This is a genomic window from Ruegeria sp. O4, assembly GCF_056535125.1.
Genome location: NZ_JBQERO010000007.1, coordinates 18,259 through 38,368, shown reverse-complemented (window position 1 = coordinate 38,368; position 20,110 = coordinate 18,259). Strand labels below are relative to the sequence as shown.

Here is a 20,110-nt window from a genome sequence, read left to right as displayed (position 1 = left end):
ATTGCCTGACCACCGAGCTTAGGATCAGCTGAAGCGAGACAGAGCAGGAACTGGACTCAACGTAGTTTCAAGCCTACGCTAAACCTTCAAAAAGCGGATACACTTGCAGTTTTCTTCGAGAGGCGTCTTGTGTCGTGGAATTGGGTATCAATAGCTGTTTTTGTCTTCGTACTGGCTGCAGGCCTGTTTCTCAACGGTTTTGCGCTGGCTTCCGGCGATGAGAAAAACACTGACACGTCCGCAGAAATTGTGTTTGTTCCTCCCAAAATAGGTACGCCAAAGGATCGAATGGGCGCAGGCACCCGGAATATACCTTCGGATGCCGCTTCTGACCTATTGCTACTGGTTCCAGCAGACGGTGGGCTAACAACTCAAGCCTTTCCGCCGTTGATCTGGCGGCTAACTCGGGGCCATCGAGGAAATGTAATCGTCAAACTGGGCCCATCCGGGATGACTGCAATAGAGTTACACATCAGTGGCCCTTTCCCACCCGGCGATTATGGTCTGGACCTCAGTAGGTCAAATATTCTGCTGGACACCGACCGAGTTTATCTTTTGCAACTCGAGTTGCTCGATCCAAACACCGACGCGGTGGTCGAACGAACATCAGGATTGATCGAGCGTTTGCCGGAAGAATTTAGATCCGACACCCCGGCCGCAGCTGGTCTGTGGTTCGATGCGCTCTCTGAACTTGTGGATATAGGCCTCAGCGGCCGTGTGCAGGCGACGAACCCAGCCGAACTCGAACAATTGCTGAACTCAGCTGGCGTAGGTCAGTGACATCGAAGCGTCAAAAGCATGCATGGCAGAGAACGTCATCGCTCATGCCGGTTTGGCAACGCTGGGTTCTGGTCTGTGTCATTACACTGATTGTCGGCATGCCTCTGGTCGAACTCCGGAAAAAAGGCATGCTCGAGTCACTTGAGCTTCTCCAATACGATTGGACAATATCGGCCTTTGCGGCGGATGAACCTATAGCAGACGTTTATCTGGTTGCCATCACCGACCGAGATTTGAGCGAATGGGGTTGGCCGGTCCCCGATCGGCAATTGGCACAGATTGTAAACACCTTGCTCGCCTCTGGTGCAACTACGGTGGGCGTCGACATTTATAGGGACGTTCCGGCAGGTGAAGGTCGGGACCTCTTACTTGAGGTGCTGAGCGATCCCAGAGTTTTCGTGATCTCGAAATTGCAGGATAGCGAGACTGCTGGCATTTCAGCGCCGCCGGGCACGCACACTGGGTTCGCTGATATTCCAATTGACCCTGATGGCGTTGCCCGACGCGCCTTGTTGTTAGTAAACACGCACGATGGTATTTCCCTGTCACTGCCTATGCATCTGGCCGCGACCCATACCGGGCAACCCGCATTGAAAAGCGCTCCCGACAATCCACGCTATTTGATGTTTGGCGATACAGTTGTAAAATCCTTGGCCCCGGGTGCAAACCTGTTCCGCAACGTGGATACGTCAGGCTATCAAATCGTCATTGATTACAAAAATGCATTGCCGATCACGCGCAGTGTTCCCGCCGCAGAGATTCTGACTCAAACTGGGCTGGATCGCTTTGAGGGAAATGCCGTGATAATCGGCGTTACCAGTCATTCCGTAAAAGATTACTTTTCAACACCACTCAACCGATCAACCGGGTCAGATTTTACCTTTGGTGCCGAAATTCATGCCGCCATCGTTCAACAGTTGATTGACTACTTCAACGGCCAAGCCTCTCCGCTGCGCGCTTTGGACGGTCAGTTCCCTGCGTTCATCATCCTCGCTTCGGTCTTCTTAGGTGCCTGCGTGTCTGTTTTCGTCAGGGTCACCGGCAATGCGGTGTTGCTGGCCGGGATAGGTGGCGTCCTGCTAACGATTACGTTGTCCATGTTTCAACAGTTCGCGTTGTTAATGCCTGTCGCGCCTTCTCTGCTGGGCTGGACTTTCGGGTTTCTTTTCGGCTTTGGGATCATCTCAGGCTTTTCGCGCAACCAAAGACGCGCGATCGCACAGGTTTTTTCATCTCATCTGTCCGAAGAGTTGTCAGCTGAGATCTGGAAGCAGCGCAAAAATCTAATGTCGGGTGGAAAGCCCCGATCTCGACAGCTGTATGTAACGGCGCTGCTTGCGGATATTGAAGGGTCGACCCTCGCCGGGAATGCGATGGATGCAGACGAGTTTATGACGTGGATCGCGCGAATTCTTGATCGGCTGGGTGAAATCGCTCGCGCGCATGGTGGGTTTGTCGAGAAATATACAGGAGACGGCATACTGGTTGTGTTTGGCGCGCCAATTCCAAGCGAAACACGCGAGCAAAGGCAATCGGACGCGCAGGCCGGACTACGTTGTGCCAACGCCATGCGCGAAGCCGTGGCATCACTTAATAACACTTTTCGAAATCAACGTGCATACAAGCTACGGATTGCGCTGAACAGCGGAGAAGCAATCGGTGGCACACTGGGTGTCAGCGGATCCATGCATTATAACGTCATCGGTGATACGATAAATGTCGCTGCACGCCTGGAAAGCTGGATCAAGACCCTAGCACCGGATGCCGATGGGTTTCGTCCCATTTATATGACCATGGCGACGGCAAAAACTGTGGACGCTGAACGACGATGGCCAGTGGCTGCGAGTTTCATTCACGATGATGGCGAGACAGAAATTCAAGTAGTTGAACTCAACAGGCGCGTACCCGAGTAGCTGCGAATACTTCGTGTTGTGAGTTTCAACGTTTTGTTATCGTCACATCCATGAAAAAGGCTTTGTCGAACTGGCCTTGGTTGGAGTGGAGGGTTTGCCCCTTGGAAAAGTCTGCAGGAATTCTCTGAGTAATCGAGAAGGGGACAATTCTTACTTTACCAAACAGGTACCCTGTATTTCCCGAAATACGCAACCGCCCCTTTTCTGATAACGATGCGCGAAATCGTTTTGGTCGATTTTCACCACCTTCCGTCAGATCCTGAGCGCTGATCATCTGAAACCCGGCGGACGACTTCCGGTACACCATCTGCAACACTATTTTGGGCCGATCCTTAGCAAGCTCAGGGTCATTGTAGTTTGGATTGGGTCGTCTTCTGACCACGATTGAGTAATCCCCATGGTAGCTGTTCGCTACTGCGCCGGTTTGGGTCGTCTTCGGCAAGGCAGCAAGCGTTTCGCCGCTCGTTTGTTCCTCGCTGTGCGCCGAGGGTGGCGGCTTTGCGACGTTCTTTAACACAGCAAGGCTTTGCGCTGTCAGATACCCCGTTCTGGTCGAACCGCTTTTGCTCTGAAATTGCTTTAGTGCCGCACGAGAGCGCGTACCGAATATCCCATCAACAGGCCCGGCTGAATACCCTAGGAAATTCAGACCACGTTGAATGTTGCGATAGTCGTTTTGGCTGAGATTAAGATCCTTTTCTGCCACAAGGGCTGGATCTGGTTGTTGCCCCGCGACGTTTTCCTGGTTCGTCGTGTTGATCGGGCTTTGGGACGCGGCAGCAGACTCTGTAGGCACGCTGGCGTTGTTCTTAATCGGTTGTGAACGGCTGAGCACATCGGCTACGTCAGCCGCATATTGACCAGCGCGTGTATTTGGATAGAGCTGCGCGATCATCTTCAAAGCGCCCAACTTGACCGTTTGATCATCCAACTTTAACGCTTCGCGCAGAACGCGTTGGGCAGATTTTTCACGCTCATCTTCAGGCGAGGACTCGGCAACAGGCGCAGGCGTTTCTTTTAAAATGGAAGGCACCTTGGCCGCTGCAGGGACAAGGAAAATATCCCGCCCTGGCAATGAGCCATAAGTGAAGGGCTCTTGGTACCCATCGGTAAGTTTAAAGACTGAATCCCGGACTTTGCGAAACAATTTCCCAAGTTCCAGCCCGGGAACCTCAATATGTTCAAGCAGCGCTTCGGCATATGGGCTGTTGCGACCTTTTCCATCCAAAGCCAAAGTTCCACCGCGTGCAGAATAGCCGACCAGAACACCTCCGGGGTCAATACTGCTCAATCCGCGCCCGATCGACCGCGTCGCGGTTGTGCGCTCCATATCAGAAAGGAACGGATTGTTTCGGCAGGCGTCAATAAGAACAAGTTTGAGACCTTTCGCCGTCGATACCGAATTTAGTACCGAGTCCAGCCGTATAGCCTCGAATTCCACATCCTTGTCGCTTTTGAGTTCCGCGTTGGTGGGAATCAGGTAATTAGTGTTGTCTATTTCGATGCCATGACCCGCAAAATAGACCAATACCACGTCGGCCGTCGCAGCCTTGTCGGAAAAATCCCGAAGGGCCAGCCGCATTTGGCGATAGTCGAGATCGTATAATTCGGTCACATTAAAACTTATCCGACCAAGCGCTGCTGCTATATCCCGGGCGTCATTTGCCGAGTTCGGAATATTCGAAACGTACTCATACTGCGAATTTCCTATGACAAGCGCCGTACGTCTGACATCAGATACGTCCGCCAGTACAATAGCAGGTCCGAACATCACAATAGCGATGAGGCTAGACCTAAGCCGCAAAAAACCTAGAAAAACAAGGTGTACTAGCATAATAACTTCGTCCACGAAAGCCGCAGTTACTTTAACATAATCCACATCGAATCGCGATAAGGCTACAAAGAATTTGCCAGGTGTGCCGCCAACTTTTTCGTATGAACCGCGCTAAAACTTCCCGTTTCATCAAACGAAGGATCAGGCCTACGCTGGGATTCAAGTCGTTCACTTCAGCAGCATCTGCCTTGGCTGGTATCGAACTGGTCAACATGATCCGCAAAGGTCAGTTCACGCCTGGACTCTCTCCATTTCAACAGTTTGCCAGATTGGCTGGATAATCGGCTCGTCAGCACTGACAATGCTAATCTCATTTAAGTTTGCGACACGTGTAGACGCCCAAAACACAAGAGGTAATTTTGACCGGTAATTGCATCGGTTCGGGTACTGACATGTGTTCGGCCTGTTGCGCGGCGTTTGCACATGCCGCTGGCCCCTATGGTGTTAGCGGATCCGGTCCAATTCAGAACCACGTGCTCAAAGCACTCTGTCGCAAGCTGGTTTTTCCGACCCGGTCTCACGATCCTTATGCCATACCGTCCATTGTCCTCTTCCGTTTCCGCCGCCTCGCGGCCACAGACGCCTTACGCGTTGGCAGCCGGAGCCCGGTAGACTTCCCCTGTGTTCATCAAGGCCCAAACGATCGTCGCCATCTTGTTCGCAAGGGCCACGCGGACCAGCAGTGGCGGCTTGCGTTCGATCATGCGGGCAAGCCAGGGTTCGGTTTCCGTTCTCTTACGCGAACGCCACATAACAACGCTGTTGGCACCGTTGATCAGTAACCGCCTGAGCGAACGTTCTCCCATCTTTGTCGTTGCGCCGAGGCGCTGCTTGCCCCCTGTTGAATGCTGTCTTGGAACCAGCCCGAGCCAAGCCGCGAAGTCGCGCCCTCGCGGGAACGTTTCCGGCGGCGGGGCGAGGGCCACCAGCGCAGTCGCGATGAGCGGACCAATTCCAGGCACCGTCATAAGGCGGCGTGCCGTTTCATTTGACCGCGCGCGGCGGGCAATCTCGGCATCCAGTTCTTTGATCTGACCCTCCAGCTGGTTCAACATGCTGATCAGCCTTTCTAAGCACTGGCGCAGGCCTCCATTCAGGTTGTTTGCAAACCCACAATGGCACACCGAGGCCAGCGGGGGCCTCTACACCTTCAGAACCGTACAGGATTTCTCAAATGGAGCGATTTCTTTGCCGACCCCGGTTGCAGAACTGGTCGATATGGAACTTAGAACGCTCTGTGGCGGGATCGTCCGGTGGTCCGGCAGATCTCACGAATTGATCGCATTTGAAGAAGGCGGACTTGTACGAAGCCTCGATAGCTTCCAATCGGGTCAGGTCGAAGACTTGGTTACGGAATTTGGCCTCAACCCAGCTGAAGTTACCGAAGTGCGCGGAGATTCAGACGATCAAGCCCTTTGGATCAGATATCTGAAATAATGAATCGTCTGCACCCGCTACACTTGCGTTCCCCAGCAATCCACTTATGAAAGTGCCATCAATTGACCTCGGGGAAAGCTTACGATGCGCATGCGCGATACGTTCATCAAACCGATGCACCCTGAAGGCATTCGGTTTGTCGCGATCTTTGCCGCCATCACGGTCGGTCTGTTTCTCCTGTCCGACATTCTGGGCTGGATTGGCGTCGGCCTTACGGTCTGGTGCTACTATTTCTTTCGCGACCCCGAACGCGTATCACCGACAGGGGAAGGCTTGATTGTCAGCCCGGCGGATGGGGTGGTTTCGCTAATCGAAGCGGCAGTGCCGCCGAGTGAGCTTGGGATGCCAAACACGCCCCTCACTCGTGTCAGTGTATTCATGAGCGTCTTCAATTGCCATGTGAACCGCACGCCCATTGAAGGTGAGATCACCGCCGTTGCCTACCGCCCCGGCAAATTTTTCAACGCATCCCTAGATAAGGCCAGTGCCGATAACGAGCGCAACAGCCTGCGTATTCGAATGAGGAATGGTCAGGACCTGGCTGTGGTCCAGATTGCCGGCCTAGTGGCCAGACGGATCGTCTGCTTTGTGAAACCTGGCAACGCGCTTCAAACCGGAGAGCGATTTGGATTGATCCGTTTCGGTTCCCGTCTGGATGTTTATCTTCCAGATGGCGTGGAGCCGCAGGTGCGTGTCGGGCAAACGATGATTGCCGGCGAAACTATCCTTGCCAGTTTGCACACACCCAATGAAAAGTAGGTGGCTGGATCAGTGACAGAACCATCCGAACAGGAAGAGACCGGGTTTGCGCTGATTCATTTGCTGCCCAATGCACTGACAATAACAGCCATTTGCGCGGGCCTGTCGGCAATCAGATTTGGCGTTCAGGGAAACTACGAGCTTGCGGTGCAGTTGATTATAGCCGCTTGTGTGCTGGATGGGTTGGATGGGCGCATTGCGCGCTTGCTCAGCAGTGACAGCAAAATCGGGGCAGAACTGGATTCGCTCGCGGATTTCTTGAACTTCGGCGTTGCCCCGCCGCTTGTTCTCTATTTCTGGGCTTTGCAGGATGTACCCAGTGCTGCATGGCTCGCCGTGCTGTTTTTTGCGGTGTGCTGCGTTATGCGCCTTGCTCGGTTCAATGTGGGCAGCAAGTCCGAGACCTGCGAACATGACAGCGCTTATTTCGAGGGGGTTCCAGCCCCTGCAGGGGCGCTGCTGGTCATGTTGCCAATGTATCTGTCCTTCGCTTTCGCGGATGCGCCCGCGCTGCCCAGTATATTGATTTGCCTCTTCATCGTGATCATTGGTCTTTTGCTTATCAGTCGCATACCGACCTGGTCTTTTAAAACCACGCGGATTTCACGCGAGAACGCGAAGTTTTTTCTCATCGGTGTCGCTGTTGTTGGCGCCGCGCTGCTGACCTTTGCCTGGGCCACGCTGATCGCGCTTTGTGTCGGATATGTGGGAATGGTCGCCTGGGCGTGGATTGACAGGGAAGCACGTTCTAACCGTTAAGGATACGATATGGACATCAAAGCCGTTCAAACCTCTTACGCTCGCTGGGCACCCGTCTATGACAAGACGTTTGGGGCCGTCACCAATGTCGGGCGGCAGCATGCGGTTGACTATATCAACAGACGTTCTGGCAAGGTTCTGGAGGTTGGCGTGGGCACCGGGCTGTCACTGGAACATTACGGACCCAGGACTCAGGTGACCGGAATCGACTTCAGCGAGGACATGCTGCAAAAAGCACGCGGCAAGGTAAGAGATTTATCCCTGAGCCACGTTGCGGAGCTAAGGCAAATGGATGCCCGCGCGCTTGATTTCCCAGACAACCATTTCGATACGGTTGCAGCGATGCATGTGCTGTCCGTCGTTCCAGAACCGGAAAAGGTAATGGCGGAAATTGTGAGGGTCTGTAAACCCGGCGGCAGTGTGGTGATTACGAACCATTTCAAACGAGAGCGAGGTCTGCTGGCAACCTTGGAACGCGCGTTTGCGCCAATTGCTAACACAATCGGTTGGCACTCTGACTTCGAAATCGACACGGTATTACAAGAGCAAGCGCTAACTGTCGAAGAGCAAAGAGCCCTACCACCGATTGGGATGATGACCTTTCTGGTTTTGAGAAAGTCAGTGGTTGCATAGTGGTCTAATGAAAAGTTAGCGCCTACTAAAACAGGAAGCCGAGCAGAATGACAGGTATTGCCAAGTTGATGACCTGAGCATGTGAGGTATTGGCGAAGACAGGATCAAGCGGTCATTTCCGCAGTGTACTCGTCCCAGAGGTTGAACGCGTCGGAACGAGCGTGGCGGTAAGAGTTTGCGGTGAGTTGATAGCGGCTGGGGCGGAAGACCAGGTTGATTTTGTCATGCGCAGACAGAAATCTCTGAGCCTTTAGGTCAGACTTGAACCGGCCCATGATCTTTTCTCGTTTGCGGGTTGGTCGGTGCGACACTTCGATGGCGTTATTCAGACCTTTGTGGGCATGATGGTCAACCTCTGGTGCAAGTATTTTGATCGGCTTGATATAGCTGCGCAATTTGTCGGTGATGACGACCCTGGGTTCGCCAAACTTGGCAACCGGCCCGAGCAGCCAACAGATCCTCAACGTCAGCTGTGCTCAACCCAAAGCGATGGTAAGCCCAGACCGCGTAGGCAATGATCTCACGAGAAAAGCGAAAACTTTTCAGGAGTGGCATGATCGTTGGGATGTTCATTGGCGCGACATAGCTGGATCATTCAACGTGAACAACTTGGCAATACCGTCGAGTTAGGTTCTTTCGCAAACTTCTCTGAGATCTGCATACATGAAGCTGGAGGGACGATTGTCCAGCCAGTTGGCTGAACTGCTGAAAAAGACGGAATATGGGCGTGAATTGACCTTTGCTGATCTTCTTGAAGACTGTTCGGAAACTACTCGATGGGACCGAACATGAGATCACGTACGTTCGACAATTGGGCAACAAGGCCGAAGACAGTTACTCAGCTGCGTCCACGCGAACCGTCCTGATGCTGGGATCAATACGGCTGTAGGCGGCCAGAAGTCGCGCCGACCACTTCTGCGAAATATAATCGGCCATGAATCGTGACGGTGCGATAAGGACAACACGCCCCCCTGCCCTTTCAGCTTCGGACAGATGTTGAAACCAGCTTGCCCACAGTTCCGGATCGCGACCGTGTAGAATCGCCTGTACCTGCGACCACACATCCCCAGCTGGGCTGTCAGGGGCACTGGGTTTGGTTGCAAAGGGTACGACATTCGTTTCGGGTTCCGGCACGTCAGTCATCCGGGCTTGAAAGTCCGATCCGATAACAGACCACACCTCTTCGGTGTCAATCAGGATTTGTTTCAGATCGATCTCGTACACGGCTACACGACCCCGCGCTGAGGGCCGTTTTACCGTTACCCAACCTAATGTGCGAAATCTGGACATTTCGCGCTTTACGGTTCTTTCGTTCACTGCCCACAGGCGCGAAATTTCTTCCCGCCCAATGGATAATTCGTTGTTGCGCCAGTTATACCGGGTCGTAATCAACGCAATGATACGCAAAATACTTCGTTGTCGGTGCTTGTCGCCTGACAGCGCATGAACGGTCAGAGCAGATAGTATATCATATTTCAAAGCCGGCGCATTTCGCCCGACCGGTTTCGCAAGCTGCATATCCGTTCTCACCGCTCAGTCTGCCTCTGGCGGGTGTGTCCCGCCAATCTCGCGCCGTTTGCCAACGCTTTTCGTCATCTTGGCCTAATTAGCGTCCAAAGCTTCGATTCTGTCAAGCCAAGACTGGAACATCGCGTGATCTTGCGCAGATCAAACTCAAAAAACGAAAAGAAATTTGGTGAAATATTGGTGATGGGGGTCATTCTGTGTGTCCCCTTATTGGGTCTTTGTGTCCCCCTATATGTGGTTATTTCCTTCGGTCCGTCCCCCTAAATACTGGCTGGATAGGGCTGTCTTGATCGTTTTGTTCCACCTGGGGCGGTCGAATCGCTTCGGGTGTTTTTGCGCCTTGTTTTCTTACCCGTGGGTAAGATCGTACTCTCATCATAATTTCTTTTGCTTAAAGTGCAAATCAAGCGTAAATAAGAAACGAGCAGAAATTTACGTTCCAAACTAAGAGACCCGAGGCATGTACACGCACGAAGACCTGAACGCATTGCGCAATCAGTCCCTCAAGTTGCAGGGGTGGATTCGCCAGCAGACCTTTAGCCCTGAGATGGAGAAAACGCTCCGCCGGTTTTCCAGCTGGGAAGTGTCCGAACTGATCTTCCGGGTGAATCAGTCAACCTTTCGCGGAAAGCTTGCAGCCGATCCTTCCCTACCTGGTGGAGAAGTTGAGCCCGACGGGCGTCAGCGCTGGTTCAGCCTGGAAGAGGTGAACGAACTTCGGCGACGGCTCAAGATTAATCGCAAGTCACTGATGCCCCCTCGCCCTGAAGGCAAGCGCGCCATTCGTGCGGCTGTCGCAAACTTCAAGGGTGGCGCGGGAAAGTCGACCGTGGCGCTGCATCTTGCCCATGCAGCCGCCCTGGATGGGTATCGGGTCCTTGTGGTGGATTTCGACCCTCAGGCAACACTAAGCCATTCGATGGGGCTGACGGATGTGGCCGAAGATTATACGGTCTGGGGGATCATGGCGCGTGACCTCATTCGTGAAACAGAACGCATGAATAACCGCCCCGCCGCTGCAGAATCGGGAACCGCCCTGCCCCGCCGGGAGTTGCCGCCCGCGATAACAGATATGGGCCTGGGCGATCTGCGAATTGCTGATTTCATCAAGAAGACCTCCTGGTCGACGATCGATGCGATACCTTCCTGTGCGAACGCAGCCTTTGTTGAATTTGCGTCGGCCCAGTACCGGCACCTGAATCCCGAATGGTCCTTCTTTGCGGCGGTGTCCCGGTATCTGGACCAGATTCCGGATGACGCTTATGACCTCATTCTGTTCGATTGCCCGCCCGCAATCGGATACCAGTCTATGAACGCGGTCTTTGCCGCAGACATGCTTTATATCCCTTCGGGTCCTGGCTATTGGGAGTATGACTCGACCACGTCGTTCATCGGCCAATTGGCAGAAGCATTGGAAGATCTGGCCTATGGGTTCGACAAGACCTTACCCACGGGTAAGATTGGGTTGCCCAAAACCTTCTGTGAGTTGCGGTTCCTGTTGACGCGGTATGAACCGGGCAATGCGCTGCATCTGGCGATGTTTGATGCCTTTAAGAAGGTATTTGGCGAGCACGTCGCACAGCACCCGGTGGAAATGACCCGTGCGGTGGAGCAGTCTGGACGTTTTCTGAGCTCGGTCTACGAAATGGACTACCGCGAAATGACTCGCGAAACCTGGCGGCGCGCCCGCTCAACTTTCGACAATGTGTATGAGGAATTCCGGGGCGTAATGTTATCGGCCTGGGACAAGGTGGAGGATGACGCATGAGCCGCAAGCGGAGAATGTTCGATATTGATTTACCGGCTATGGATGACATTCCTGTTGGTAAGGTGCCGGATAAAGTTTTCGAAAAACGACGTGGCCCAATGGCCGCTGCAATTTCGGAAAATGCCGACGCTTTGCGTGATCAACAATCGACAGAGCAATCCATCCGTGCAGAAAACGATCGTCTTGCACACGAACTGGTTCGGCTGAGAGCCGAAGGTTTGGTGACAGAACGAGTGGTGCTGAACGACGTTGTAACGGAAAAGCTGACACGAGATCGCAAACCCGGTCCCGATCCAGAACTGGATGAACTAAAGGACTCTATTAGGGAGATCGGCTTGTCCAACCCGATCCGCCTGGAGCGCAGGTCGGACGGGCTGTATGAATTGATCCAGGGCATGCGCCGTTTGTCTGCCTATCGTGCCTTGTACGATGAGACCGGTGACGAAACCTATGCCAGAATTCCAGCGGGGATTTCTGATGCGGGTGATCTGGACAACAGTTATCGGCGTATGGTCGACGAGAACCTGATCCGAAAGGATATCTCATTTGCGGAAATGGGCGCCCTCGCCCGTGCATATTCCGAAGACCCTGCGAATGACTGTCCGGATGTCGACAAGGCGGTGTCCACGCTGTTCAAATCTGCCAGCTACACAAAGCGCAGCTATATCCGGTCTTTTGCCAGTTTGCTGCTAATGTTGGACAAAGTTCTGACCCACCCGAACGACATTCCGCGAAACGTGGGTGTTGAGCTAAAGCGCAAATTTGACGCGACGCCAGGTCTGGTTCGCCAGGTAAGCGAGGCACTGAAGAGTGAGCCTGATCGGGATGGCGCGCGTGAAGTCGCAATTCTTAGGTCATTTCTAGGTGAGCCAGAAGCTGTGTCCTCGAAGAAGACGGTGGCCGCCAGTGCAGGTAAACCACGCCGCGCGAAAACAACTTTTCAGGTTTCGGGCAGGGCAGGGATCGCGAAATGTGCTGCTTCTAGTGGAAGGATCGAGGTGCGGTATGATCTGGATTTTACCCGCGTTGATCGAAGCAAACTGGAGGCAGCAATTGCTGCGCTGCTCGATGCGCTTCCCGAGGAAGATGATCTTACCCACGGGTAAGATCACGACCTGGCAAGTCAGGTGAAGGCGTCGGAAAGGTTTCGGCGCCTTTTTTGTTTTGCCGCGCAAAGGGTAGGGGCCTTAAGTGACATTGTCGGGTACATCTACTGTCCAAGCTGAACCGGAGGGCGCGGGCCATGGCGTGAACAGGGTAACCGGCATATCAAAGCTTGCTGTGAAACCAAGTATGAAGTTTCTCAAAATATCGATTATGGACATAATCTGCTTAGGCATGTATCTCCGTTCTGTCGAAAACAGGCGGCGCCGGGAGCGTCGCGCTTACCCCGCCGACCCGCCGAACGTCAAACTTACCTAGTGCGCAGGCATCGTTGCGATGTTTACAGTCGAAGATCAGTCGGTTGTGATTTGAGGCACATGTAGTGTTAGCCACTTGCATAAACTACAATATATGCCAACAGCGCTGGCTTAGCACCCAAAAAGATGTGTCGCGAACTCTGGGGTCTGGTTGACGCGCATGTGTGATCTGAGGTTTGTACTCGTCGAACAGTTTTGAACAGGTTGTTTGAGCATGATCTCATTGAAGGGCTGTCATTTCCCCAAGGATGCTGTTTTGTACGCTGTGTACTTCTACCTGCGTTACACGGTGTCGTATCGGGACTTAGAAGAAATCCTGGCAGAACGCGGCGTTCAGGTGGACCATGCCGCTCTCATCAGGTGGGTCGTGAGGTATTCACCGATGATCGCAGCAAGATCGCAATCGAAGAAACGCCCAACGCCGAGCTCTTGGCGCATGGACGAGACATATGTTCGTGTTCGCAGCAATTGGATGTACCTTTACAGGGCTGTCGACAAGGCAGCAGATACCCTTGATTTTATGCTGTCTGAGCGGAGGAACCGTCCAGCGGCAGCTAGGTTCTTTGCCAAAGCGCTGTCTTCAAATGGAATCCCGAGCAAGATCGTCATCGACAAAAGCGGAACCAACGCAGCGGGCATTCGAGAGGTGAACAAAATGCTTAATCGGTTTGGTTGCCCTGCCAAAATTCAAACAGTCAGGTCAAAGTATTTGAATAACCTGACCGAGCAGGATTATCGGTTTATCAAGCGTTGCGTGCGGCACATGTGCGGGTTCAAATCGTTCAGGTCCGCATCGGCTATTCTGGACGGCATCGAGGTCGCAAACATGATCCGAAAGCAGCAGTTCCCCAACGCTACGACGTCGGGATTTCAGATATTTGCGGAGATCGCAGGATAGGTGTGTCCGGTTAGTTGCTACTCTAGTCATTCCAAAAGTTTGCAACAGATCCAATTACATGCGCCCGGTGAGTATCTTAGCCAGATCGGGTTCAACCTTTCGGGTTTGTTCCAGATCCAGACTGTTTTTTACGTGAAGGAGATGGTGTTGGATGTTGTCTTCCGCGGATTTTGGATCACCACTCAAGATCGCATTAATGATCGAAGCGTGCTCATCATCGGGGCACGAAGAGTCTCTGTTGGTTCCGAACAATGCCACGATCAGAGACGACCGGGTTACCAGCTCGCGGACAATGCGTGTGAGTACCGTATTGTTGTGGCATTTGGCCAGCTCCACATGAAACTCACCTGAGAGCCGAATAATCTCGGTTCGATCATTAGCTGCCCGAGCCTTATCTTCTTCTTTGACATGTGTCCGTAATGCGTCGATTCCCAGGCTGCCGTTTTCATGTGCTAGTGTACGTACGATGCCAGACTCAATCATCAAGCGGGCCTCAAAAACCTCTCGAGCTTCGTCAGGGCTTGGACAGGCTATAAAGGCACCGCGGTTGGAATGAAGTTCAACAATGCCTTGGCTGCTCAATAACAACAATGCGCGGCGGACGCGCATGCGACCAACGCCAAAGGTCTCACATAAGGTTTGTTCACTCAATTTGGTTCGTGGAGCCAGCTTTTGTTCCATAACCGCGGAATAAATTCGATCGACGATCAATTGCTCATCCGGATCAGATTGGACGGTGTCGAGTTTTTGTTGGGCGTCTGTCATCTTGTTCCGATTTGGCTGGAATTCATGTTCGTTTTTATTAGACGCACGGCTTCCGAATGACAATATATTGAGCATTTGTTCACAATATCAACACTGCCGTTGATTAAAAAATGTTGACATAGATTGTTAACAATGCTGAGTTTAATAGCATCACCGGGATTCGACCTGTGACTCAATAACCTTTGCAAGCGCACAAAAGAGGCGCCCAAACCTCAATAGGGAGGAAACAATGAAACGCAGAAATCTGATGAAATCATCGGCGGCCCTGGCGATGGCCATATCCGTTCTGGGCTCCACCGCCTGGGCGGAAAACCCGGTTCTCAAGATTGGCTTTGTTGGTGTGACTTCAGGTCCGGCAGCGGCCTGGGGCATCTCGAACCAGCGCTCGATGGAGGCGCGGGCTGACTGGATCAACGAATCCGGCGGCTACAAGATTGGTGATACCACATACGACATCGAAATCGTCTCGTTCGATGACCAGAAAGACCCCAAGCGCGCAATCGCAGGCATGGAGAAGATGGCGCAGGAAGGGATCCACTATGTGGTTGGTCCCAACGTGGATGACGGCGCAGCCGCCGTGCGCCCAGTTGCCGAAGCAAAAGGGATCATGTATTTCCCATATGCCTTCCCGAAAGAGCTTTATACCGCTCCGGCGTCCAATGCGGTTTTGGGCATGGTTGCGAACTATCAATCCGGCCCGGCGATTTACGAATACCTGCGCGACGAAAAAGGCGTAAAGAGCGTGGCCTTTGTTGCTGCCAACGAGTCTGATCCGCTGAGCCAGCGGGATGGAGGGATCGCAGCGGCAAATGCGCTGGGTCTTGAAGTTGTGTCTGACAACGTGACGTATCAGGTGGACACGACAGATTTTACCCCGGTTCTGACGCCTGTAATGCGCACGCAGCCTGATTTGCTGGTTCTGTCCGGCGTCTCGCCGGCCAATGCACCTCAGTTGATCCGGTCTGCGCGCGAACTGGGGTATCAGGGCATCATCTCGACCGAGACCGCGCAGGATGCGACGGTTCTGCGCGAAGGTGCGGGCGATCTGGCCAACGGGTTCATCTCGGTCGGCGGTGCATCGACGCCTGAAATCGCATCGGACGACATGAAGGAATTCGTCAAGCGTTACACTGATATGTTCGGCGAATATAACGATGAATCGAATACCAAGGTCTATGCGCTGGAGTATATTCTGGCGACTTTGAACGCCAACCCGGCGGGCATTGACGACGTCAAGGCGTTCCAGACCACGATGGACACGTTCGAAGCACCGAACCCTTTCATGAAAGGCGACGCCGTAATGCGGTACGTCGGAACAACCTCCTTCGGACAAAAGCGTCAGATTGCGGTCCCGCTGGTAGTGAATGTCTACCAGGACGGACAGTTTGAAACACTCTTTGTCGCTGAAGTCGACTGAGGCAGAACTCCCCACGACAAGGCGAAAGCCTAACGAGCCACTCAAACTCCCGGGCTGATGATCGGCCCGGGAAACCCGAACCTAACGCGGGACTATCATGGAACAGATACTAGCAAACGGCATCTATCTGGGCGCGCAATATGCGATGATCGCCTTGGGTCTGACGCTGATCTTTGCCCTGATGAACGTACTGAATTTTGCTCACGGACAGATGTACGTTCTCGGCGGCTTTGTGACCTACACCTTCTACGGACAACTTGGCTGGCCTTTCATCCTTGCGCTGCTGGCGTCCTGTATCACTCTGGCCGTGCTCGGCGCGCTGATAGAACGGTTTCTGTTCGCCCCAGTCATACGACGGTCATCGCGCGAAGAAAGCACAATGCTGCTGGCGGCGGGACTGGCGTTTCTGTTTGACGCGGTCATCCTGCTGGTCTTTGGAGAAAAACAGCGCGGTGTGCCCAAGATCGTCAACGGGGTTTTCAACTGGGATTTCAAGTTGATCATGCCATATGACCGTATTTTGATCTGCGTGCTGGCTATTCTGTCGATCGTCACTTTCATCCTGTTTATGCAGTATTCCAAAACCGGCCGCGCCCTGCGTGCGCTGGCGCAGGACAGAACCGCTGCCCAACTGATGGGAGTCAATGTTGCTCGCTACTCCATGATTGGATTTGCATTGGGCGCAATGCTGGCTGGTCTGGTCGGCGGTCTGCTCGTGACTATTACCGGCGTCAATCTGGGTATGGGCGGACCGACCTCAATCAAGGCTTTCATGATGGTCATGATCGGCGGCGCAGGTGTGATTTCCGGCGCAATCGCAGGCGGTATCATCCTTGGCTTCATGGAAGCCATCGGTTTAGCGGTGCTCTCGCAATATGGCGATATCACCTATCTGCTGATCTTCGTCTCGCTGATGATTTTCCTGGCCATCCGCCCGCAGGGCCTGATGGGCAAACCGTGGGGATAACGCAGTGCCAAAATTTTCAATGATCCAATGGGCCGGTGTGGCGGTCTTCCTGCTGGCCATCTTCATCGCGGTTCCCAGCTTTGTCGCCGCCTCCGGACGGTCTGACCTGTACTACACGCTGACCTCGGTAGCGCTGCTGTCGATCGCCAGTGCCGGTGTCTGGCTGACCTTCTATATCGGCCGCATTAACATAGGGCAGGGCGCCTTTGCCCTGATCGGAGCTTATGTCTCGGCCATTCTGGTGACCAAGGCTGGCATTTCGTTCTGGCTGTCCCTGCCGCTTGCGGGCCTCTTTGCAGCCGGTGTGGCGGTTCTGATCGGTCTGCCGATCCTGCGGCTGCGGGGCGTGTATTTTGCAATGATCTCGCTGGTGCTGACACAGGTCGTCACCCTGACTGCGCTTGCCTTGCCTGTCACGAATGGTGCCAAGGGCATCACCTCGATCCCGCTTCCGGGCGGGGTGTCGATCCTGGGTATCCCTCTGATACCCGATTTCGGAACACTGGAGAACCCAAGACTGGCCTTCTACTACACCGCCTGTGTTCTGATGGTCCTGACCTTTGCCGCCATGTACCGGCTGGTGAATTCGCGCCTTGGCCACCTTTGCCGCTCGATGCAGCAGAATGAGGAACTGGCCAGCTCCATAGGTGTGAACATCTCGTATATCCGGGTCATCGTCTTTGCCATCTCGTCCTTTCTGGGCGGCATTGGCGGTGCGATGTTCGGATCGATCGCGCAATCGGTTTATCCGTCCAGCTTTCAGGTCGCCGACAGTGTGAACTTCATGCTGAATTGCTTCCTCGGTGGTCTGGGATATGTGTTTGGCCCGATGTTGGGCACGCTGGTCCTGTATTTTGGCTGGGACCTGTTGTTCGAGTTGGGCCGCTTCCAGCTGCTGGCCTATTCCAGCTTGCTGATCATCCTGATGCTGTTCCTGCCCAACGGGCTGCTCAGCCTGCGTCTGCCTGGCAAGAAAGGAGAGGACAAATGAGCCATCTTCTGGAAGTCCGCCATGTCACCAAGAAATTCGGTGGCCTGACCGCGAACAGCAACATCTCGTTCAACGTCAATGAAAACGAGATCCTGTCGGTGATCGGACCGAACGGTGCGGGTAAAAGCACGCTGTTCAAGATGATTTCGTCCTTCCTGCCGACCACGACCGGAGAGGTGCTGTTCAAGGGCGAGAGGATTTCAAACCTGAAACCACACGCAGTGGCGCGCAAAGGTGTTGTCCGCACGTTTCAGGAAACGACGATCTTCAAATCCATGACAGTGCGCGAAAGCATCATTGTCGCTCAGCACTTACGGGCCCGTGCTTCGTTGGCCGGGTATTTCTGGGGCACAAAAACGGCGCATGAAGATGTCGACAGTTTCGGGCAATATGCCGACGATCTGATCGAATTCCTCGGCATGACCGAGATCGCAAACGAACAGGCCTCAAACCTGCCACAGGGCAACCTGCGGGCGTTGGGGATCGCGATTGGTCTGGCAACCGATCCCAAGGTGTTGCTGCTGGATGAACCCTTCGCCGGGATGAACCATGACGAGACCATGAAGATGGTCAATCTGGTGCGCAAGGTGCGAGATGACCGGGGGGTGACCGTTCTACTGGTAGAACATGACATGCCTGCGGTGATGAATATCTCGGACCGGATCGTTGTGCTGAATTTCGGTGAGATGATCGCCGAGGGCACACCGGTAGAAATCCAGAACAACGAAAAAGTTATCGAAGCCTATCTGGGCAGCGCCGACGACGAGATTGGGATCTGAGCCATGACCAAAATGTTAGATTTCAAGGATGTCGAGCTTTACTACGATCACGTCTATGCCCTTAAAGGGGTATCAATAGATCTTGAGCAAGGCGAAACGGTTGCTCTGATCGGTGCCAATGGGGCAGGCAAAAGCTCGATCCTGCGGGCGATCACTGGGCTGGCGAAGATCAAATCCGGTTCGGTTGCGTTCGAGGGCGAACAGATTGCCGGAACCAATCCGGCCGAGATCGTCTCGAAAGGCATCGCTATGGTGCCCGAAGGGCGGCGCGTCTTCCCGTACATGTCGGTAAAAGACAATCTTCTGATGGGGGCGTTTACCCGCTCGGACAAAGCGGATGTTCAGCGCACTCTGGATTCGGTTCTGGCACGGTTTCCGCGTCTGAAAGAGCGCTACAGCCAGTCGGCAGGAACCTTGTCGGGTGGCGAGCAGCAGATGATGGTGATCGGGCGCGCTCTGATGGCAAAGCCACGCCTTCTGTTGCTGGATGAGCCGTCGTTGGGAATTGCGCCCAAGCTGGTGCAAGACATTGCGCGGTCTATTGTAGCTATCAACCGGGACGAAGGTGTGTCTGTGCTGCTGGTCGAACAGAACTCGCGCATGGCGCTTTCGATTTCGCACCGTGCCTATGCACTAACCACTGGAAATGTGGTGATCTCGGGCAATTCCAAAGAGCTGTTGACTGATCCCCGGATCAAAGCCGCCTATCTGGGCGGAGAAATGTGAGGACGTTGTGAAACTTCTAGTCGTCAATCCCAACACCACCAGTTCCATGACGCGAAAGATAGAAGAGGCAGCGCGGGCGGCTGCGCATCCTGAAACCATGATTATTGCTGCCACTTCGCAAGACGGTCCCGCCAGCATACAGGGCTATCTGGATGTCTCTACTTGTGTTCCGGGCTTGTTGGATGTGGTCAAGCAGCATCCGGATGTGGATGGCATCGTAGTGGCCTGTTTCGATGACACAGGCGTCGACGCTGTACGTTGCATCACCTCGGCTCCGGTCGTTGGTGTTGGTGAGGCCGCCTATCACGCGGCCTCCATGATCAGTCCAAAATTCAGCGTCATTACTACGCTGTCCCGATCTCTGGCTGGGTTGGAAACCAATTTGCTGAAATATGGCCTGGATCGCAGATGTGCCCGGGTTCGGGCATCGGACGTGCCGGTTCTGAAGCTTGAGGAAAACGATCCGGCGACAATAGATAAGATACGGGCTGAAATTCGCGCCGCCATTGACGAGGACAAAGCTGAAGCCATCGTTCTGGGTTGTGCCGGAATGACAGACTTGATGTCACAATTATCCGAGGAGTTTGGTTTACCAGTTGTTGATGGTGTTGCCTGTGCCGTCACCTTTGCCGAAGCCTTGGTCAAATCCAGATTGACGACGTCGAAGCTGTGTTCTTACGCCTAGCCGGGGTCTTCGACTTGCTCTCTACGGCCAACTATTCCACCACTTTTGGGC

General features: G+C 53.7%; 18 protein-coding genes and 3 pseudogenes. 16 read left to right on the top strand and 5 right to left on the bottom strand.

All coding sequences use genetic code 11. The features are described 5' to 3' along the window. Positions 1-129 precede the first annotated feature (129 nt). Together ACR0J7_RS10350 and ACR0J7_RS10345 are read left to right on the top strand one after the other, a co-directional pair. Positions 130-780, top strand: coding sequence for a DUF928 domain-containing protein (locus tag ACR0J7_RS10350; RefSeq protein ID WP_480914134.1), 651 nt, complete (start codon positions 130-132; stop codon positions 778-780). Between the two features lie 98 nt (positions 781-878). After that, positions 879-2,693, top strand: a complete 1,815-nt coding sequence (locus tag ACR0J7_RS10345; RefSeq protein WP_480914131.1) for a CHASE2 domain-containing protein — start codon at positions 879-881, stop codon at positions 2,691-2,693. A gap of 25 nt (positions 2,694-2,718) precedes the next feature. Here ACR0J7_RS10345 and ACR0J7_RS10340 read toward each other — a convergent pair whose 3' ends face one another. Continuing rightward, positions 2,719-4,572 carry a caspase family protein gene (locus tag ACR0J7_RS10340; RefSeq protein ID WP_480899793.1) on the bottom strand — a complete coding sequence of 618 codons (1,854 nt, stop codon included), beginning with the start codon at positions 4,570-4,572 and terminating at the stop codon, positions 2,719-2,721. A 77-nt stretch (positions 4,573-4,649) separates the two neighbouring features. Between ACR0J7_RS10340 and ACR0J7_RS10335 the strand changes: the two are divergent. Continuing rightward, positions 4,650-4,808 (top strand): annotated as a pseudogene (locus ACR0J7_RS10335) (IS6 family transposase); the annotation flags it as partial. Positions 4,809-5,111: 303 nt separating this feature from the next. On the opposite strand, the pseudogene ACR0J7_RS10330 reads toward ACR0J7_RS10335, so the two are convergent. Further along, positions 5,112-5,600, bottom strand: a pseudogene (locus ACR0J7_RS10330) (IS110 family RNA-guided transposase); the annotation flags it as partial. Here ACR0J7_RS10330 and ACR0J7_RS10325 point away from each other — a divergent pair. The 4 genes from ACR0J7_RS10325 to ACR0J7_RS10310 all read left to right on the top strand — a co-directional run bounded on the left by ACR0J7_RS10325 (position 5,581) and on the right by ACR0J7_RS10310 (position 8,115). After that, complete coding sequence (locus tag ACR0J7_RS10325) at positions 5,581-5,964, top strand: hypothetical protein (RefSeq protein WP_480833471.1); 384 nt, start codon at positions 5,581-5,583, stop codon at positions 5,962-5,964. The pseudogene ACR0J7_RS10330 and the gene ACR0J7_RS10325 sit on opposite strands and share 20 nt — an antisense overlap. 84 nt (positions 5,965-6,048) lie before the next feature. Further along, positions 6,049-6,723: a phosphatidylserine decarboxylase gene (locus ACR0J7_RS10320; RefSeq protein WP_480773855.1), complete on the top strand. Its 675-nt coding sequence runs from the start codon at positions 6,049-6,051 to the stop codon at positions 6,721-6,723. Positions 6,724-6,735: 12 nt separating this feature from the next. Beyond that, a complete protein-coding gene (gene pssA, locus ACR0J7_RS10315; RefSeq protein ID WP_480487950.1) occupies positions 6,736-7,482 on the top strand; it encodes a CDP-diacylglycerol--serine O-phosphatidyltransferase in 747 nt (248 codons plus the stop codon). Positions 7,483-7,491: 9 nt separating this feature from the next. After that, entirely contained in the window at positions 7,492-8,115 is a 624-nt protein-coding gene (locus tag ACR0J7_RS10310; protein ID WP_480483589.1) for a class I SAM-dependent methyltransferase, read from the top strand. 104 nt (positions 8,116-8,219) lie between these two features. Here the strand turns inward: ACR0J7_RS10310 and ACR0J7_RS10305 are convergent. Both ACR0J7_RS10305 and ACR0J7_RS10300 read right to left on the bottom strand, forming a co-directional pair. Further along, positions 8,220-8,688, bottom strand: a pseudogene (locus ACR0J7_RS10305) (DDE-type integrase/transposase/recombinase). A 261-nt stretch (positions 8,689-8,949) separates the two neighbouring features. Next, entirely contained in the window at positions 8,950-9,633 is a 684-nt protein-coding gene (locus ACR0J7_RS10300) for a DnaA N-terminal domain-containing protein (RefSeq protein ID WP_480483588.1), read from the bottom strand. Between the two features lie 469 nt (positions 9,634-10,102). Here ACR0J7_RS10300 and ACR0J7_RS10295 point away from each other — a divergent pair, with 469 nt between their 5' ends. From ACR0J7_RS10295 to ACR0J7_RS10285, 3 genes are all read left to right on the top strand, one after another. Beyond that, positions 10,103-11,410, top strand: a complete 1,308-nt coding sequence (locus ACR0J7_RS10295) for an AAA family ATPase (protein WP_480483587.1) — start codon at positions 10,103-10,105, stop codon at positions 11,408-11,410. Further along, complete coding sequence (locus tag ACR0J7_RS10290) at positions 11,407-12,516, top strand: ParB/RepB/Spo0J family partition protein (protein WP_480914128.1); 1,110 nt, start codon at positions 11,407-11,409, stop codon at positions 12,514-12,516. The genes ACR0J7_RS10295 and ACR0J7_RS10290 overlap by 4 nt, the downstream gene beginning before the upstream one ends. A gap of 529 nt (positions 12,517-13,045) precedes the next feature. Beyond that, positions 13,046-13,729 (top strand): IS6 family transposase, encoded by a 684-nt coding sequence (locus ACR0J7_RS10285; protein ID WP_480773859.1) that lies wholly within the window; start codon positions 13,046-13,048, stop codon positions 13,727-13,729. 54 nt (positions 13,730-13,783) lie between these two features. Here the strand turns inward: ACR0J7_RS10285 and ACR0J7_RS10280 are convergent, their stop codons facing one another. Next, the gene (locus tag ACR0J7_RS10280; protein WP_480773860.1) at positions 13,784-14,494 is read right to left on the bottom strand and encodes a GntR family transcriptional regulator; all 711 of its coding nucleotides are present in this window, start codon (positions 14,492-14,494) and stop codon (positions 13,784-13,786) included. A gap of 229 nt (positions 14,495-14,723) precedes the next feature. On the opposite strand from ACR0J7_RS10280, the gene ACR0J7_RS10275 reads away from it, so the two are divergent. The 6 genes from ACR0J7_RS10275 to ACR0J7_RS10250 all read left to right on the top strand — a co-directional run bounded on the left by ACR0J7_RS10275 (position 14,724) and on the right by ACR0J7_RS10250 (position 20,059). Next, positions 14,724-15,911, top strand: coding sequence for an ABC transporter substrate-binding protein (locus tag ACR0J7_RS10275; protein ID WP_480899798.1), 1,188 nt, complete (start codon positions 14,724-14,726; stop codon positions 15,909-15,911). Positions 15,912-16,008: 97 nt separating this feature from the next. Beyond that, positions 16,009-16,878, top strand: coding sequence for a branched-chain amino acid ABC transporter permease (locus ACR0J7_RS10270; RefSeq protein ID WP_480483595.1), 870 nt, complete (start codon positions 16,009-16,011; stop codon positions 16,876-16,878). 19 nt (positions 16,879-16,897) lie between these two features. Beyond that, a complete protein-coding gene (locus ACR0J7_RS10265) occupies positions 16,898-17,869 on the top strand; it encodes a branched-chain amino acid ABC transporter permease (RefSeq protein WP_480483618.1) in 972 nt (323 codons plus the stop codon). Continuing rightward, positions 17,866-18,648 carry an ABC transporter ATP-binding protein gene (locus ACR0J7_RS10260; RefSeq protein WP_480495253.1) on the top strand — a complete coding sequence of 261 codons (783 nt, stop codon included), beginning with the start codon at positions 17,866-17,868 and terminating at the stop codon, positions 18,646-18,648. Before ACR0J7_RS10265 ends, ACR0J7_RS10260 begins: the two co-directional genes overlap by 4 nt. Positions 18,649-18,651: 3 nt before the next feature. Next, on the top strand, positions 18,652-19,374 hold the full coding sequence (locus tag ACR0J7_RS10255) for an ABC transporter ATP-binding protein (RefSeq protein WP_480899800.1): 723 nt from the start codon (positions 18,652-18,654) through the stop codon (positions 19,372-19,374). Positions 19,375-19,381: 7 nt separating this feature from the next. Beyond that, on the top strand, positions 19,382-20,059 hold the full coding sequence (locus ACR0J7_RS10250) for an aspartate/glutamate racemase family protein (protein ID WP_480483598.1): 678 nt from the start codon (positions 19,382-19,384) through the stop codon (positions 20,057-20,059). Positions 20,060-20,110 lie beyond the last annotated feature (51 nt).

Excerpts from the sequence above, each read along its gene's own strand:
- ACR0J7_RS10345 (WP_480914131.1), top strand. The coding sequence starts at position 879 with ATGCCTCTGGTCGAACTCCGGAAAAAAGGCATGCTCGAGTCACTTGAG.
- ACR0J7_RS10325 (WP_480833471.1), top strand. The coding sequence starts at position 5,581 with ATGCTGATCAGCCTTTCTAAGCACTGGCGCAGGCCTCCATTCAGGTTG.
- ACR0J7_RS10320 (WP_480773855.1), top strand. The coding sequence starts at position 6,049 with ATGCGCATGCGCGATACGTTCATCAAACCGATGCACCCTGAAGGCATT.
- ACR0J7_RS10310 (WP_480483589.1), top strand. The coding sequence starts at position 7,492 with ATGGACATCAAAGCCGTTCAAACCTCTTACGCTCGCTGGGCACCCGTC.
- ACR0J7_RS10300 (WP_480483588.1), bottom strand. The coding sequence starts at position 9,633 with ATGCAGCTTGCGAAACCGGTCGGGCGAAATGCGCCGGCTTTGAAATAT.
- ACR0J7_RS10295 (WP_480483587.1), top strand. The coding sequence starts at position 10,103 with ATGTACACGCACGAAGACCTGAACGCATTGCGCAATCAGTCCCTCAAG.
- ACR0J7_RS10290 (WP_480914128.1), top strand. The coding sequence starts at position 11,407 with ATGAGCCGCAAGCGGAGAATGTTCGATATTGATTTACCGGCTATGGAT.
- ACR0J7_RS10285 (WP_480773859.1), top strand. The coding sequence starts at position 13,046 with ATGATCTCATTGAAGGGCTGTCATTTCCCCAAGGATGCTGTTTTGTAC.
- ACR0J7_RS10280 (WP_480773860.1), bottom strand. The coding sequence starts at position 14,494 with ATGACAGACGCCCAACAAAAACTCGACACCGTCCAATCTGATCCGGAT.
- ACR0J7_RS10275 (WP_480899798.1), top strand. The coding sequence starts at position 14,724 with ATGAAACGCAGAAATCTGATGAAATCATCGGCGGCCCTGGCGATGGCC.
- ACR0J7_RS10270 (WP_480483595.1), top strand. The coding sequence starts at position 16,009 with ATGGAACAGATACTAGCAAACGGCATCTATCTGGGCGCGCAATATGCG.
- ACR0J7_RS10265 (WP_480483618.1), top strand. The coding sequence starts at position 16,898 with ATGATCCAATGGGCCGGTGTGGCGGTCTTCCTGCTGGCCATCTTCATC.
- ACR0J7_RS10260 (WP_480495253.1), top strand. The coding sequence starts at position 17,866 with ATGAGCCATCTTCTGGAAGTCCGCCATGTCACCAAGAAATTCGGTGGC.
- ACR0J7_RS10255 (WP_480899800.1), top strand. The coding sequence starts at position 18,652 with ATGACCAAAATGTTAGATTTCAAGGATGTCGAGCTTTACTACGATCAC.